Annotated in this window: 13 protein-coding genes; 10 read left to right on the forward strand and 3 right to left on the reverse strand. The window is 66.8% G+C overall.

The genetic code is table 11. From position 1 onward, the window contains the following. Nucleotides 1–2 precede the first annotated feature (2 nt). Complete coding sequence (locus tag E4634_RS02105; protein WP_240725047.1) at nt 3–2063, reverse strand: S9 family peptidase; 2061 nt, start codon at nt 2061–2063, stop codon at nt 3–5. A 118-nt stretch (nt 2064–2181) separates the two neighbouring features. On the opposite strand from E4634_RS02105, the gene E4634_RS02110 reads away from it, so the two are divergent. The 3 genes from E4634_RS02110 to E4634_RS02120 all read left to right on the forward strand — a co-directional run bounded on the left by E4634_RS02110 (nt 2182) and on the right by E4634_RS02120 (nt 4334). Next, the gene (locus E4634_RS02110) at nt 2182–2949 is read left to right on the forward strand and encodes an SDR family oxidoreductase (RefSeq protein WP_135440949.1); all 768 of its coding nucleotides are present in this window, start codon (nt 2182–2184) and stop codon (nt 2947–2949) included. A 120-nt stretch (nt 2950–3069) separates the two neighbouring features. Further along, complete coding sequence (locus E4634_RS02115) at nt 3070–3783, forward strand: dienelactone hydrolase family protein (RefSeq protein ID WP_135440950.1); 714 nt, start codon at nt 3070–3072, stop codon at nt 3781–3783. Nucleotides 3784–3812: 29 nt separating this feature from the next. Further along, nucleotides 3813–4334 (forward strand): VOC family protein, encoded by a 522-nt coding sequence (locus E4634_RS02120; RefSeq protein ID WP_135440951.1) that lies wholly within the window; start codon nt 3813–3815, stop codon nt 4332–4334. A gap of 21 nt (nt 4335–4355) precedes the next feature. On the opposite strand, the gene E4634_RS02125 is transcribed toward E4634_RS02120, so the two are convergent. Further along, a complete protein-coding gene (locus E4634_RS02125; protein WP_135440952.1) occupies nt 4356–5822 on the reverse strand; it encodes a succinylglutamate desuccinylase/aspartoacylase family protein in 1467 nt (488 codons plus the stop codon). Between the two features lie 436 nt (nt 5823–6258). On the opposite strand from E4634_RS02125, the gene epsA reads away from it, so the two are divergent. The 5 genes from epsA (at nt 6259) to E4634_RS02150 (ending at nt 9880) form a co-directional block, all read left to right on the forward strand. Next, nucleotides 6259–7065: an XrtB/PEP-CTERM-associated transcriptional regulator EpsA gene (epsA, locus tag E4634_RS02130; protein WP_135440953.1), complete on the forward strand. Its 807-nt coding sequence runs from the start codon at nt 6259–6261 to the stop codon at nt 7063–7065. Between the two features lie 199 nt (nt 7066–7264). Continuing rightward, nucleotides 7265–7627 carry a DUF3192 domain-containing protein gene (locus E4634_RS02135; RefSeq protein ID WP_240725048.1) on the forward strand — a complete coding sequence of 121 codons (363 nt, stop codon included), beginning with the start codon at nt 7265–7267 and terminating at the stop codon, nt 7625–7627. Between the two features lie 133 nt (nt 7628–7760). Further along, nucleotides 7761–8249, forward strand: a complete 489-nt coding sequence (locus tag E4634_RS02140) for a PilZ domain-containing protein (protein WP_135440954.1) — start codon at nt 7761–7763, stop codon at nt 8247–8249. Nucleotides 8250–8338: 89 nt separating this feature from the next. After that, complete coding sequence (locus E4634_RS02145; RefSeq protein WP_135440955.1) at nt 8339–9550, forward strand: cytochrome P450; 1212 nt, start codon at nt 8339–8341, stop codon at nt 9548–9550. 9 nt (nt 9551–9559) lie between these two features. Beyond that, complete coding sequence (locus E4634_RS02150; RefSeq protein WP_135440956.1) at nt 9560–9880, forward strand: 2Fe-2S iron-sulfur cluster-binding protein; 321 nt, start codon at nt 9560–9562, stop codon at nt 9878–9880. Between the two features lie 102 nt (nt 9881–9982). On the opposite strand, the gene pepF is transcribed toward E4634_RS02150, so the two are convergent. Continuing rightward, entirely contained in the window at nt 9983–11860 is a 1878-nt protein-coding gene (gene pepF, locus E4634_RS02155; protein ID WP_167854729.1) for an oligoendopeptidase F, read from the reverse strand. Nucleotides 11861–12147: 287 nt separating this feature from the next. On the opposite strand from pepF, the gene E4634_RS02160 reads away from it, so the two are divergent. Further along, nucleotides 12148–13365 (forward strand): alkaline phosphatase PhoX, encoded by a 1218-nt coding sequence (locus E4634_RS02160; protein WP_135440958.1) that lies wholly within the window; start codon nt 12148–12150, stop codon nt 13363–13365. Nucleotides 13366–13464: 99 nt separating this feature from the next. Beyond that, complete coding sequence (locus E4634_RS02165; protein ID WP_135440959.1) at nt 13465–15135, forward strand: M28 family peptidase; 1671 nt, start codon at nt 13465–13467, stop codon at nt 15133–15135. Nucleotides 15136–15313 lie beyond the last annotated feature (178 nt).

The raw sequence follows: 15313 nt of genomic DNA on the forward strand, positions 1-15313 counted from the left end.
GATTACTCCTGCGCCGCTTCCTCCTGCCCGGCGTGACGCCGGAACCATTCCAGGATCGCCGCCACCTTGCCCAGCAGTTGGCTGGGGCGCTTGTAGATGCTGTGTGAGGCCCCGGGCATGCGCACCATGGCGGTGTCGATGCCGCGCATTTTCAGCGCCTGGTAGTACTGCTCGGTCTCCGCTATCGGCGTGCGCAGGTCGGCCTCGCCGGTCAGCAGCATGGTCGGCGTGTTCACTTTACCCACCAGCGACAGCGGCGAGCGCCGCCAGTAGGCGTCGGGGTCGTCCCAGGGCATGGCGCCGAACCAGTACTGGGCGAAATACGGCGGTACGTCGGAGGTGAGCACGAAGCTGGTCCAGTTGATCACCGGCTTGGCCACCACCGCCGCGCGAAAGCGGTCGGTATTGCCGACGATCCAGGCGGTCAGGGTGCCGCCGCCGGAGCCGCCGGTGACGTAGAGCTGGTCGGTGTCCACGTAGCCGCGCGCGATTACCGCGTCCACCGCGGACATCAGGTCGTCGTAGTCCTGGCTCGGGTAGTTGTGGTGGATCTGGTTGGCGAAATCCTCGCCGTAGCTGGTGCTGCCGCGCGGGTTGGCGTACAGCACCACGTAGCCGGCGGCGGCGTACAGCTGGATCTCCGCGGCGAAGTGCGGGCCGTAGGCAGCGAAGGGGCCGCCGTGAATCTCGAGGATCAGCGGGTATTTCTTTTGTGGGTCGAAGCCCGGTGGGGTGGCCACCCAGGCCTGGATATCCCGGCCGTCGTGGCCGGACTTCAGCCACAGTTCCTGCACCGGCGCCAGATCGCGGTAGCCGAGCAGGTTGTCATTGAGCGCGGTGACGCGCTGGTTCTTGCCGCGGCGCCCGACGGAAATGTCCGCGGGAGCGGCGGCCGAACCCGAGGTATACGCGTAGACGCCCTTGCCGCCCACGGCGAAGTTGGCGCCTGTGTAGGGACGGCCCAGGGACAGGCCGCCGAGGTCGCGCGCCAGTTCATCGATGTTGCCCGAGAGGTCGACGGCGGCGAGTACGGTATCGCCGCGGTCGTCGTAGCTGAACAGGATGTGACGGCCGTCCGCCGACCACTGCGGGTCCTGCGCGCTGCGGTCGAGGTCCGGGAGCAGGTCGCGGCGGCCGCTGCCGTCGGCGTTCATCACATACAGGTGGTTGCGCTGGTAGCCCAGGCGCTGGTCGTCGTAGCCGAGGAAGGCAATGCGCTTGCCATCTGGCGATACCACCGGGTGCGAGTCCGGACCGTCGCGCTCGGTGAGCGCGGTGATCGCACCGGTCGCGATATCCACGCGGTAGATCTCGCTGTTGCCGATGCGCATCTCCCAGTCGGGATCGCGGTTGGCGGAGACGAACAGGGCGCTGCCGTCCGCCGCCCAGGCGATACCGCCACCGTGATGGAAATCGCCCGAGGTGACCTGCCGCGGGCTGCCGCCTTCCGCGGGCATGATGAACACCTGGGTGAAGCCGTGGTCCCGGTTGCCGCTGCCGTCGTCCCGGTACAGGGTGCGGTCCACAATCACCGGCGAATTGGCCCACTCGGCGCCCTGGGGCGCGCGCGGCAGGCTGCCCATGGTTGGCGCATCGGCGGCCACACGCATGGAAAACGCCAGCCACTGTCCGTCCGGCGACCAGGCCAGTTGGCTGGGCTTTACTGGCAGTCGGGTCAGTTGCGCGGTGCGCGGCACGTCCAGCCAGGTGACGAACAGCTGGGAACCGATGTCGTCGCGATCGATGTAGGCGACGCGGTCGCCCTGTGGTGAGAGCACCGCGCCGCTGACGTTTTTCGCGCCGGTGGTCACGGGAGTCTCCTCGCCGCTGTCGATGTCCAGCAACCACAGGTTGCTGCGCGAGCGGTCGCGCATGATATCCATGGAGTGACGCAGGTAGAGCAGGCGCTCGCCGCGGTTGTCCACCAGCGGGTGGCTGGCATAGCGCAACTGGAACACGTCCTCTGGCGCGAACACCGGGCCGGGTGCGCCGCGCGCCGCCAGGCTCGCGAGGCACAGGCAGGAAAGCAGGGCAAACCCTGCAATTCGACGGGAGGTCATCATGGGTTTCTCCTCGAGTGGTCGGTGCGGTCGGGCTGCCTGTGCGCGCTGCGCGGACGGCGACTCCGCCTTTTCCCCCTCAGGCGGTATAGTACGGCGCAGAAACCCGGGGAGATGAGTCTTGCGATTAAAACACAAAACAGCACTGGTGACCGGTGCGGCCAGGGGCCTGGGCGCGGCGATTTGCCGGGCCTTTGCCGCCGAGGGAGCACAGGTGGTGGTCACCGACGTGGACGAGACGGCGGGCGCCGCGCTGGCCGCCGAGCTTGGCGGTATCTGGCAGCGCCTGGACGTCGGCGACGAGGACAACTGGATTGCCGTGATGGCGCAACTGCGCGAGCGCGGCGTGGCCCTGGATATCCTGGTCAACAACGCCGGCGTGATCGGCATCGGTGACGGCGCGCCGCAGGACCCGGAGCACGGCGACCTGGCCAGCTGGCACGCGGTGCACCGCATCAACCTCGACGGCACGTTCCTCGGCTGCAAGTACGCGATCCGCGCCATGCGCGAGCGCGGCCGCGGCTCGATCATCAACATGTCCTCGCGCGCGGGACTGATCGGCGTACCCGCCGCGGCGGCCTACGCGTCATCCAAGGCGGCGGTGCGCAACCACACCAAGACAGTGGCGCTGTACTGCGCTCAGCAGGGGCTCGATATCCGCTGCAACTCCATCCACCCGGGCTCGATCATGACCCCGCTGTGGGACCCGGTGCTCGGCGAGGGCAGCGCGCGCGAGGCGGCGATCACCGCCTTCACCGCGGGCACGCCCATGGCGCGCTTCGGCACACCGGAGGAAATCACGCCGCTGGTGGTGTTGCTGGCTTCTGACGAGTCCACCTACACCACCGGCGCCGAGTTTCATATCGACGGCGGCGCACTGGCCGGCTGAGGCAGGGCGCAGCGGCGCTCGTCTGCTGCCCGCCAGCTCGCGCCGACGGGTTCTGTCCCGGCCCGGGAATCGCTACAGTAGGTAGACACGATAATCACAACAGCAGGGAGAACCCGCGGTATGAGCAAGCCCAATGTATCCATCACCACGCCACAACACACCCTGGACGCCTACCTGGCGACGCCCGAGGGCGAGGGGCCCTGGCCCGGGGTGGTCATCATCCACGACATCTTCGGTCTCACCCCGGTTGCTACCGGCCATGCCGACTGGCTGGCCAGCGAGGGTTTCATGGCCATCGCGCCGGACCTGTATTCCTGGGGCGGTACCCTCAAGTGCGTGAAGGCCACCATGTCCGACATGCTCAAGGGCGAGGGCGCGGCCTTCGACGATATCGACACGGTGCGCCAGTGGCTGTCGGACCAGGCGGGCTGCAGCGGCCAGATCGGCGTTATCGGGTTCTGCATGGGCGGCGGCTTCTGCCTGTTGCTGGCCTCGGGCCACGACTTCCAGGCCTCCGCACCCAACTACGGGATGCTGCCCAAGCAGGAGCTGGAGGACGTGTTGCGCGGTGCCTGCCCGGTCATCGCCAGTTACGCCGGCAAGGACAAGCAGCTACAGGGCGCCGCGGCGAAGATCGAGGCGGCGCTGGTCAGCAACGGCGTGCCCCACGACGTCAAGGAATACCCCGAGGCCTACCACTCCTTCATGGACGACCACCACACCCTGGTGCCGCGCATCCTCGGCAAACTGCTCGCACTGCGCTTTAACGAGAAGGACGCAGCGGACGCGCGCTCTCGCATCAGCGCCTTCTTCCGCGACCACCTGGCCGCCTGAGCGCGCTGCGACATAACCGGAGAGTATCGATGACCCAACGCCATTTCGTGCAGACCTGCTACGTCGTACCGGATCTCGAGGCGGCGATGCAGCGCTGGCTGGATACCACCGGCATGGGGCCGTTTATCGTCATGAGTCACGTCAGCCCCAGCGACGGCTTTTACCGCGGCCAACCGGATGACCTGGAGATGAGTTGCGCCTTCGTGCAGGCCGGCCCGATGCAGATCGAGTATATCCAGCAGCACAGTGACGGCCCCTCGGTGTACCGCGATATGTACGCGCCGGGGGAGGGCGGTTATCACCACCTGTGCTACTTCGTCGACGACCTCGACGCCGAGATCGCCTATTACCGCGAGCGCGGTATCGACGCCGCCTACCTGGCGAAGTTCGGCGACCTGCGTTACGGCTACTTCGACACCCGCGCGCAGCTGGGCGGGTTTACCGAGGTGCTGCAGCGCGAGCCGGGCGTGCTGGGCTTGTTCGAATCCATCGCCGAGGCGGCGCGCGACTGGGACGGCAGCGACCCGGTGCGCTATCTCGATCTCGGATAGCTCTGGCCGGGCCCGAAAGGCTCAGTCGAAGTCGTCGCTGTCCGGCAGTTCCGGTGGGTCGCCGCCGGCGTCACTGGCGTCCGGGTCCTCGATCGTAGCCTCGGTATTCGGGTTGTTGGGGTCTACCGCGGCTGCCTCGCCCGCCGGCTCCCGCGCCGCGGCGCCGGCCTGCCAGGCCATTTCCTCCACCTCTTTTTTCGGCGTGGCAATGGCGATGTGGAAGGCGGCGAAGCCGGGCAGCACCACCTGGTTCAGGGCCATGCCGATAACCCGCCCGTCGTGGGGTGAATAGATCTTCGAGCTGATGTTGGTGATCGGGTCGGTGACCTCGCCGAGCAGATCGCCCTTGCGCACGCGGTCGGCGAGGTTGACCACGCTGAACAGGATGCCGCCGCGGTCTGCGCGTACCCACACCGAGCGGTAGTACACCGGTTCCGGGTAGCCCCACAGGCTGAAGCGCTCGATCATGCCCATCTTGCTCATCAGGGTGGTGATGCCGTCCACCCCGTGTTCCACCGCGGCCTCCTGCAGGCGCATCGATTCGCCGGCCTCCAGGGTAAGTGCGGGAATGCCCGCTTCCACCGCGGCGCGGCGTAGGCTGCCCGAGGCGCCGCCGCTTTGCAGTACCACCGTCGTGCCGAAGGCCTCGGTGAGTTCGCGAACCTGCGGGTAGCGCAGGTCCGCGCGCAGCTGCGGCATGTTGGTGCGGTGGAAGGAGCCGGTGTGCAGGTCGACCAGCGCGGAGCAGTGGCGGATGACGCCCTCGAAGAACGAATGCGCGATGCGCGAGGCCGAACTGCCGGAGGGATTCCCCGGGAAGTAGCGGTTAAGGTCGCGGCGGTCGGCCAGGTAACGCGAACTGCGGTGAAAGCCCTGCAGGTTGACGATGGGCACGCCGATTACCGTGCCCACCAGCGATTCCTTGTCCAGGTTGTAGAGGATGCGGCGCACGATCTCGATGCCGTTGAGTTCGTCGCCGTGCAGCGCGGCGGTGAGACACAGCACCGGGCCCGGGCGCCTGCCGTTGACGATCAGCACCGGGGTGGGTGTGGCGATGCCCTCCAGGGTGTGGCTGGGCGACCAGGACAGGCGCGTTGTGGTGGCCGGGGGAATCTCGGTGCCGAGCAGGACCAGGGTCGGTTCGGGCGGTGCCGGGGGGACTTCTTCCTCGGCGATCGGGACGAGCACTTCCTGCGGATCGTCCGGTTGCACCTCGGTACCGGCGGGTTCGACCACGGGCGGTGGTACAACTGGTTCTTCAACTACCGGTTCATCGAGTTCTACGCTGACCGCTTTCGCCGGAGTGCCTTCGGCGCCTTCCGCGGCCTCTACAGGTGCGGCTTCAGATGCGGACTCCGGCGTCGCGCCGGACGCTGCTTCCTGTGCCTCCAGCGCGGGCGTTGGCGACTCCACCGCCAGCGCCGATAGCGCCAGCAGTGCACCCAGGCCTGCCGCGGCCAGCACGCGTATTGTCAGTTGCCCCGTCACCAGTTGCGGATTGCCGTTGCTCGTCCGATGGGTTGTCGATAGCGCGGGTATCCGGCGGACACCGCTGGCGCCAGACTACCGTATTCCGCTCACGCCGGGTAGTTGCGACACACCCGCTGCAGGCTTCGGTGGCGAGCGTTGGCGGGCTGTGCAATGCAGCGGCATTAGCCCGGGTGGGCTAACGATGCTTGTCCCTCTGTGGGACTTAAGCCCCGTATGTGCGAAAAGCTGTGACGTCCCTCACAGTACGGGAAAGTGGGTTGGACGGGTTGCGGGTCTTCACTTAGGTTTGATACAGGTGTGCGTAATCGTGGTTCAAGCGCAGCGTACGCACCGGAAAAAGGGAGTGACGCAGCGCGCGCTATTTTCCCCGAATCAACTAACTGGGCCACCCGCGGGGCGGTCACGGAGTAAGGCTGTGACAGCGGAAGCAACCATGCAGACGATACGCCGGGCGCCGGGCCTGGACCGCGCCGACCCGGGCGTGTACCGCCAGTTGCTGGACACCATGGGCAACGCCAAGTCGGTACGCACCCACCGCGATTTCTTCGAGTGGCTGCAGGGCGACGTGTACAACTGGATTCCGCACCAGACCCTGCTCGCCGCCTGGGGCGACTTCACCCGCGGTGAACTGTCCTACGATGTCGCCTCCTCGCTGCACGGTCTCAACACCAGCATGCTGGCCAGCGTGCGTGGCCTGGACTACACGGTCACGCGCCTGTTCGAGGCGGTCAGCAAGTCCAGCCGCGGCTGGATCTTCTTCAACGACTTCCATCGCCTGGCCCGCGAGTCGGGCATGGATGTGGACTCGCATTTTTACCGCACCACCACCGCCACCTCGCGCGGCCTGCTGGCCTGTGCGATGCGCGACGAGCGCGGTCGCCAGGACTGCCTCTACGTGTTCTCCATCTCCGCGGAGCACGCCGCCCTCGACGAGGTGGTACTGCGCCTGCTGTTGCCCCACCTGGATTCGGCACTGCGCCGGGTCGAGTGCCTGCCGCCGGCGGCCACCGAACAGGAACAGGTGATCCGCCAGAACGTCGAGTCACTGAGCGACCGCGAGCACGAGGTGCTGACCTGGGTCAGCCAGGGCAAGTCGAACGAGGAGATCGGTACCATCCTCGGCATCAGCCACAACACGGTTAAAAATCACCTGAAGCGCATCTTCAACAAGATGGGTGTCACCGCCCGCTCGCAGGCCGTGTGCGTCTACCTGCAGGGCATGGCGAGTAATTCCCGCTGAGCTTTTCGCTCGCTTTTTGCGGGCGTTTTTCACCTGATTGTTCCCCGGAATCGACGAGCCGCCCCGCTACCGCGGTGAGCGGCCGCAGCGCGATTGACAGCATACCGCGCCGCGTAGAACCATAACTCCCGTACCCCACAAACTTCTCGCCGCGTCGCTAGCGCGGTTTTCGGCGAGTGCTATACAAGAGGAAATTCCATTGAATACAACACCCGTTCGTATCGCCGCCTTCGCACTGTTTTCGCTGTTAACCGCAGGTTGCGTGTTCATCGATGGCGAGCACGTGAAGGACACTGACTGGGAAGTCGAGCAGCGCGACAACCGCGCGGCGATCAGCAAACTGGAAATCGGCATGACCCGCGAAGCGGTCCTCGACCGCCTCGGCACGCCGAACGATTCCGAGGCATTCACCGCCGACGGCGAGGAAGTGCGTGTGCTGTTCTACCGCACCCGCCACACCACCTCGGATGGCCGCACCACCCGCGACGAAACGACGCCGCTGGTGTTTCGCGGCGACCGCCTGGTCGGCTGGGGGGACGAAGTCTACAGCGACCTGCGCTGAGCGCGATTCAAGCGTGCGGGCCAGCGCGCCGAAATACGTCTAGTATCTGTAGGGCCGGCACCCGATGCGGTGCCGGCGCTGCGGTACCCAGAAATTTCGGTAAGCGCCAGACAACCAGGGGAGCGTCGGACGCATGCACGAACTGCCCAGCAGCTTTGCCCAGGTCCCGCCCGCCGGGGAACCCAAGCGCCGCTTCATGCGCCACCCCTCAGATATTCCCATCCAGGTCCGCGCCGAGGGCCTGGCCGCCGCACCGGTGAGTCTGCACAACATGAGCCTCGGCGGCCTGTGCTGCGAGACCGGCCAGGCGCTGGACACCGGCACCCCGATCAGCATCCGCATTCCGCTTATCGATACCGACTACGAAGGCCACGGTGTCGTGGTCTGGTGCCGGGCTCTGGGGGCGCGCTACGAGGTCGGTATCCAGTTTGTCGAGGAGCGCGAGGCGTTCAAGGGGCGCATGGTCGAGCAGGTGTGCCGCATCGAACGCTACCGTCGCCGTGTCTTCGAGGAAGAGGGGCGCGTCCTCGACGGCGAGCAGGCCGCGCGCGAGTGGATCGCGCGCTTTGCCGGCGCCTTCGCCGCGGCGGAGGCGGACGATATTCCCGGTCGCGAGGTGTGAAACCACCGGGTTCGGGACAACGCTGTTGACTACCGTTTATATTGGTGACAGTATCATGCCACCAAAATAATCCAGCGAGAGTCACAGCCATGACTGCACAAACCGAAACCAGCGCGGACGCCCCGGTCTACTGGGACCCTTACCGTCCGGACCTCGGCAACGACCCCTACCCGACCTTCCGCCGCCTGCGCGAGGAAGCGCCGCTGTACCACAACCCCGAATACGGCTTTTACGCCCTCAGCCGCTTCGCCGACATCGAGGAGCACTTCGCCAACTGGGAGATCTTCAGCTCCTCGCGCAGCGATATCCTCGAGTTCATCCAGGCCGAGGAACTCGAAGTGCCCCCGGGCATGTTCATCTGGCAGGACCCGCCCCAGCACACCGCCTACCGCGCGGTAGTGGCGCGCGTGTTCACGCCCAAGCGCATGAACGCCCTGGAGGCGCAGATTCGCGCCTACTGCGCGCGCTGCCTCGACCCGCTGGTGGGCACCGACCGCTTCGATTTCATCAGCGACCTCGGCGCCCAGTTGCCCGGCGGCGTGATCGGCATGCTGCTGGGTATTCCCGACGAGGACCGCGACGCCGTGCGCGAGCGCGTCGAGGGCGCCCTGCGCACCGAGGAAGGCAAGCCGATGGAACTGGACCAGGCGGCCTATGTCGGCGAGGGCTTCGAGGACTACATCGACTGGCGGGTGAACAACCCCTCGGACGACCTGATGACCGAGTTGCTCAACGTCGAGTTCAAGGACGACACCGGCACCCTGCGCAAACTGACCCGCGACGAGATCCTGATTTTCGTCAACGTGCTCGCCGGCGCCGGCAACGAGACCACCTCGCGCCTGATCGGCTGGTTCGGCAAGGTGCTGGGCGACCACCCGGACCAGCGCCGCGCCATCGCCGCCAACCCGGCGCTGGTCAACCCCGCCATCGAGGAGATCCTGCGCTTCGAGCCGCCGGGACCTTCCGTGGCGCGCTACGTGATGAAGGACGTGGAAGTGCACGGCCAGGTCGTGCCCGCGGGCAGCGTGATGCTGTTCCTGCTCGCCTCGGCCAACCGCGATTCCGCGCGCTTCCCGGATGGTGATACTTTCAACATCCACCGCGAGGGTCCGCCGCATATCACCTTCGGCCGCGGCATCCACTCCTGCCTGGGTGCTGCGCTGGCGCGGGTCGAGGGCCGGGTGGCGCTGGACGAAGTGCTCAAGCGCTTCCCTGACTGGACCGTAGACACGGCGAACGCCAAATTGTCCTCGTCCTCCACCACGCGCGGCTGGGATACGCTGCCCAGCTTCATCGGCTAGGGTCCGCGCATGGCGAAGATCACCTACATCGGCTTCGATGGCGAGGAAAACGTGCTGGACGTGGAGAACGGGCGTTCGGTGATGCAGGGTGCGGTGAGCGAGGGCCTGCGCGGTATCATCGGCGACTGCGCGGGCTCCTGCTCCTGCGCCACCTGCCACGTGTACGTGGACCCGGCCTGGTTCGACAAACTGGCCGAGCCGTCCGAGATGGAGGCCATCCTGCTCGAGGAGGTCTGCGACCCGCAGCCGACCAGCCGCCTGTCCTGCCAGATCACCGTCAGCGATGCGCTCGATGGCCTGGTGGTGCGGATGCCGGAAAAACAGGTCTGATGCGCTGTCCCGGGCCGGCTGTGGTGGCCGGCCCGGGGCAGCATTCTTTCAGGGTTGGTTGATCACCCGGAGACGATCGATCCGTCAGAGTTGGTCGATCACTCAGAGCTGGTCGAGCGTGGCGTCCAACTCGTCGACCATGGACTCGAACACCGCCAGCGCCGCGTAGATCGGCTCCGGCGAGGTCATGTCCACTCCCGCTTTCTTCAGCAGTTCGATCGGGTAGTCGTTGCTGCCCGAGCGCAGCATTTCCAGGAAGCGGTCGCGAGCCGGTTCACCCTCCTCGAGAATCTTCACTGCCAGTGCGTTGGCGGCGACGAAGGACGTCGAGTACTGGTACACGTAGAAGTTGTCCGTGCGCAGGAAGTGCGGGATACGGCTCCACTCGCTGGCGTTGAGCGGGTCCGCGACCACCGCGTCGCCGTAGAAGTCCTCGAACACGTCGGCATAGATGCCGTTGAGTACGTCCTGGGTCAGGGCCTCGCCGCCCTCGACCTTGGCATGGGCGCGCATCTCGTAGTCGGCGAAGGACGCCTGGCGGAAGAAGCCGCCGCGGAACTCGTCGAGATAGTGCTGCAGCAGGTAGGCTTTCTCCTTCGCTGTTTTCGCATCCTTGAGCATGCTCTGGAACAGGATTGCCTCGTTGGTCATGGAGGCAATCTCGGCGATGAAGATGCGGTAGTCGCCGTAGGTGTAGGGCTGGGTGCCGCGCGACATGTACGAGTGCAGCGAGTGGCCGTACTCGTGGGCCAGCGTGGACACGTCGTTGAGGGTGCCGGAGTAGTTCATGGACAGGAAGGGCTTGGAGTCGTACATGCCCCAGGAGTAGGCGCCGCCGCGCTTGCCCTTGCTTTCGAAAGCGTCCACCCAGCCCTCGTCAAAGCCCTTCCAGTACAGGGCGATGTAGTCCTCGCCGAGCGGGGCCAGGCCGCGTGCGACAATTTTCTTGGCCTCCTCGAAGTCGATGTCCTCGAACGGGCTCTCGACCATCGGCGCGTACATGTCCCACACCTGCAGTTGGTCCAGGCCCAGCGCCTTGCGCCGCACCTCGAGGTAGCGCTGCAGCTGCGGTGCGCCCTCCTTGGCCACGCGCACAACGTTGTAGTAGACCTCTTCGGGAATCGCGTTGCGGTAGGTGGCGGCCTGCAGCGCGGAGTCGAAGCCGCGGGCGCGGGCGAAGAAGATGCGGCTTTTCACGTGGCCTTCGTAGTTGGCGGCCAGGGTGTCGCCGTGTTGCTCGTAGGGGGTGAACAGGCCCTTCCAGGCCGCCTCGCGGTAGGCGCGGTCGGAACTGGCCAGCGCGGCGCCGTACAGGCCCTTGGTCAGCTCCACGGTCTCGCCCTTGTCGTTGACCACCTCGCCGAAGCTGAGGTCGGCGTTGTCCAGGGCGCCGAACACGCTGGAGAACTTGCCCAGCGGGTCCGAGGCCATGGCCAGCAGCGACTCCTCCTTCTCGGACAACGTGTAGGGACGCATGCGCGACTGTTCATCGAGGAAGTGGCGGTAGGGTTCCAGGCCCGGGGTGCTGGCGATCATCGACTCCAGTTTTTCCTCGGGGATCGCCACCAGCTCGGGGGTCATGAAGGAAGTGAGCGTGGACAGCTCCGCGGCCAGAGATTGCGAGCGCGAGTAGCGCGCGCTGTTGTCGCTCACGCGCATGTCCTCGAAGGACTTGAGTCCGGAATAGACGAAGATTTTCTCCAGCCGGCGGCTCAGGCCCTCGTAGGCCTGGATCGCCTCGAGCAGGGTCTCACCGCTGTCGGCGAGGTGGCCGGAGAAGCGCTTGATGCCCTGCATGTCTTTCTGGAATTGCTCGACGTCCGCCTCCCAGGCGGCGGCCGAGGCGTACATGGAGGACAGGTCCCATTTGTACTGGTCGGGAATCTCCGAGCGCTCTTTGGCCTGGGGGTAAGCGGAAAGGGCGGTGCCGCCCAGTGCGAGTGCGAGGATACAGCGTGAAAGTAAACGCCTTGGTGCCATGGGGTTCTCCATTGCCGGTCTGATTTTTTGAGGATCGGTCGGGTTTCGCCACCGCCGCCGCGGACTCGTCGCGCCAGTGCCGGATGCAATGACCTGCCTATAAGACGAACGAAGGGCGCGGTCCTTCAACCGGTTCCGCCGCCGGCGATTCATCAAATGGTCACGCCAGCCCGCTAGCGTGGCCTGATTCGAACCGGGCGGCAAGCGCCCGGGAAAGCAGCGGTATGGGGGACAGTGCTATGGGCAACGACAAAACGGGTGACAACGGTAGCGGCAACTCTGCGGGAATGACGCGCAGGCAAGTGCTGCGCAGCGGTGGTGGCGGCCTCGCCGCGCTGGCCCTGGGGACGGCGGGCCTGCCGGCCATGGCCGGCCCCCTGCGCCCGTGGTCCCTGGCGCGACTGGGGCCGCTGCAGGCGCCCAACGAGCTGGGTTTTCGCCTGCCGCAGGGCTTCAACGTGCGCGTAGTGGCCGAATCCGGCCTGTACGTGGCCAGCGGCGACGTGCCCGGGCGGCTCGACTACCGCTGGCACAGTTTTCCCGATGGCGGCGCCACCTTCGCCTGCGACGACGGCGGCTGGATCTATGTTTCCAACAGCGAAACCGCGAGTTTCCTCGGCGCCGGGACTTCCGCGCTGCGCTTCGATGCCAGCGGTGCGGTGGTCGACGCCTATCGCATTCTCGGCGGCACCAATGGCAACTGCGCCGGCGGGCCGACCCCCTGGAACACCTGGCTGTCCTGCGAGGAGATCGACTTCGGCCGGGTGTTCGAGTGCGACCCGCACGGCATCGAGCCGGCGCAGGAGCGCCCGGCCCTGGGTTACTTCAAGCACGAGGCGGTCGCCGTCGACACCCTGTTCGGCCACCTGTATCTCACCGAGGACGAGGGCGATGGCCGGCTCTACCGCTATGTGCCGGACGGCACCGACGAGCTTGGCCGGCTCAACCTGTCCGCCGGCCGGCTGCAGGTGGCCGCGGTGGATGCACAGGGCTACGTGCGCTGGCTGGACCTGCCCGACGCCAACCCGGGCCTGCGCGACACCCCGACCCGGCAGCAACTGCCCGAGAGCACCGCATTTCGCGGCGGCGAGGGTATCTGGTACAGCGACGGACAGGTCCATTTCACCACCAAGGGCGATAACCGGGTGTGGCGGCTGGACACCAACCTCAACCACCTCGAGGTCATCTACGACGCCGCGACCGCAGCCGACCCCATGCTCACCGGCGTGGACAACCTCACCCTGTCCTCCGGCGGCGATATCCTGGTGGCCGAGGATGGCGGCGACATGCAGATCGTGGTCATCGACCGCTGGGGCCACATGGCGCCGCTGCTGCAGGTGGTCGGCCAGGACGGCTCGGAGATCACCGGCCCGGCCTTCAGCCCGGATGGCCACCGCCTGTACTTCAGCTCCCAGCGTGCGGCCGCCCTGCGCGGTGGCGACAAGGGCCTGGGCGTGACCTACGAGCTCACCGGCCCCTTCGCCCGCTTCCTCGCGCCGGCCTGAGCCGGCCCGCACTGGCAATCCTCCCGGGAAGGTAATAGCCTTCCCTGTCATTGCGCGCAGCCGCGCCGCAACCGCCGCTTTTTTTGCAGGAGGCCTTCCATGCCAGCCCTTCGACGCCTACTCGCCGCAGCCTTCATGTGCTGCAGCGCATCGACCTTCGCTGCGCAGCCGGCCACCGCGCCGGCGCACGAGGCCGCGCAGCAGATCACCGACAAGTACATGCGCGACTTCATCCGCGAAATCTCCAGCGACGCCTACGAGGGTCGCGGCCCCGGCAGCCGCGGTGACGCGAAAGCCCGCGCCTACCTGGTGCAGCAGATGCAGGCCCTCGGCCTGCAGCCGGGCGCCGCCGGCGGGCAGTGGGAACAGCCTTTTGACCTGGTGGGCGTCGAGGCGCAGCAGCCACCCAGCTGGACCTTCCAGAAGCGCGATCACGCCCTGGTCCTCAAGCAGTGGGACCAGTTCATCGTCTTTAGCGGCGTGCAGCAGTCGAAGGCGCGCCTGGTCAATGCGGAGCTGGTGTTCGTCGGCTACGGCATCCAGGCGCCGGAATACGACTGGGACGACTACAAGGGCGTGGACCTCACCGGCAAGGTGCTGGTGATGATGAACAACGATCCGGACTGGGACCCGGCGCTGTTCGCCGGCGACACCCGCCTGTGGTACGGCCGCTGGGACTACAAGTACCTGAGCGCCGCGCAGCAGGGCGCCGCGGGGGCGATTATCATCCACACCTCGCCCTCCGCCGGCTACCCCTTCCAGGTGGTGCAGACCTCGTGGACCGGCGTGCAGTACGAACTGCCCGCCGGCGACGAGCCGCGCAGCCAGGTCAAGGCCTGGGTGAGCGAGGACGCCGCCCGCGAACTGGTCGCCCTGGGCGGCTTCGACCTGGACAAGCTGCGTGCCAGCGCCCGCGAACGCGACTTCCGGCCGGTGCCGCTGGGGGTGCACACCTCGCTGGCGATGAGCGTGGAGGTCGAGCGCGTGGAGACGGCCAACGTGCTCGGCCTGATCCCGGGCAGCGACCCGGTGCTCAAGGACGAGGTGGTCCTGCTCACCGCGCACCACGACCACCTGGGTATCGGCACCCCCGACGCGAGCGGCGACACCATCTACAACGGCGCCATGGACAACGGCGCCGGCATGGCCCAGGTGCTGGCCATCGCCCGGGCGATCAAGGCGTTGCCCGAGGCGCCGCGGCGCTCGCTGCTGGTCGCCTTCGTCGCCGCCGAGGAACAGGGCCTGCTGGGCTCGAAGTGGTACGCCGAGCACCCCACCTTCGCGCCGGGGCGTATCGCCGCCAACGTCAACTACGACGGCGGCAATATCTGGGGCGATACCCACGACGTGACCTACATCGGCCTGGGCAAGTCATCCATCGACCAGATCGCGACCCTGATCGCCGGCGAGCAGGGCCGGGTGGTGAAGCCCGACCAGTTCCCGGACCGCGGCTACTACTACCGCTCGGACCAGTTCAGCCTGGCCAAGATCGGCGTGCCCGCCATGTACCTGGACACCGGTACGGATTTCGTCGACCGCCCCGCCGGCTGGGGCCGCGAGCAGAAGGACCACTACACCGACCACAGCTACCACCAGCCCAGCGACGAATACAAGGAGAGCTGGAACCTGGACGGCATGCTGGATGATGCCCTGCTCGGCTACTGGACCACACTGGCGCTGGCCAACGCCGACACGCTACCGACCTGGACCCCCGGTGACGAGTTCGAGGCCGCCCGCCTGCGCGCCCTGGAGGCGTTGGACACCCCCTAGACCCGTTCGCGCACCTGCGGCGGGCCGCCTCCGCCGCAGGCCCGCCCCGGCGGCGATCAGGCACCCGACTTTAGGGTGTAACTCCCTGTCAAAGCGCCGATTTCCCGTTTTTGTGACACGCCCCCCAAACCTGCGGCGCGGCGCTGTATTTGCACGGGGCCTACCCTTATTCTGCGCT

The sequence above is a fragment of the Mangrovimicrobium sediminis genome, assembly GCF_004745945.1.
GTDB lineage: Bacteria > Pseudomonadota > Gammaproteobacteria > Pseudomonadales > Halieaceae > Mangrovimicrobium > Mangrovimicrobium sediminis.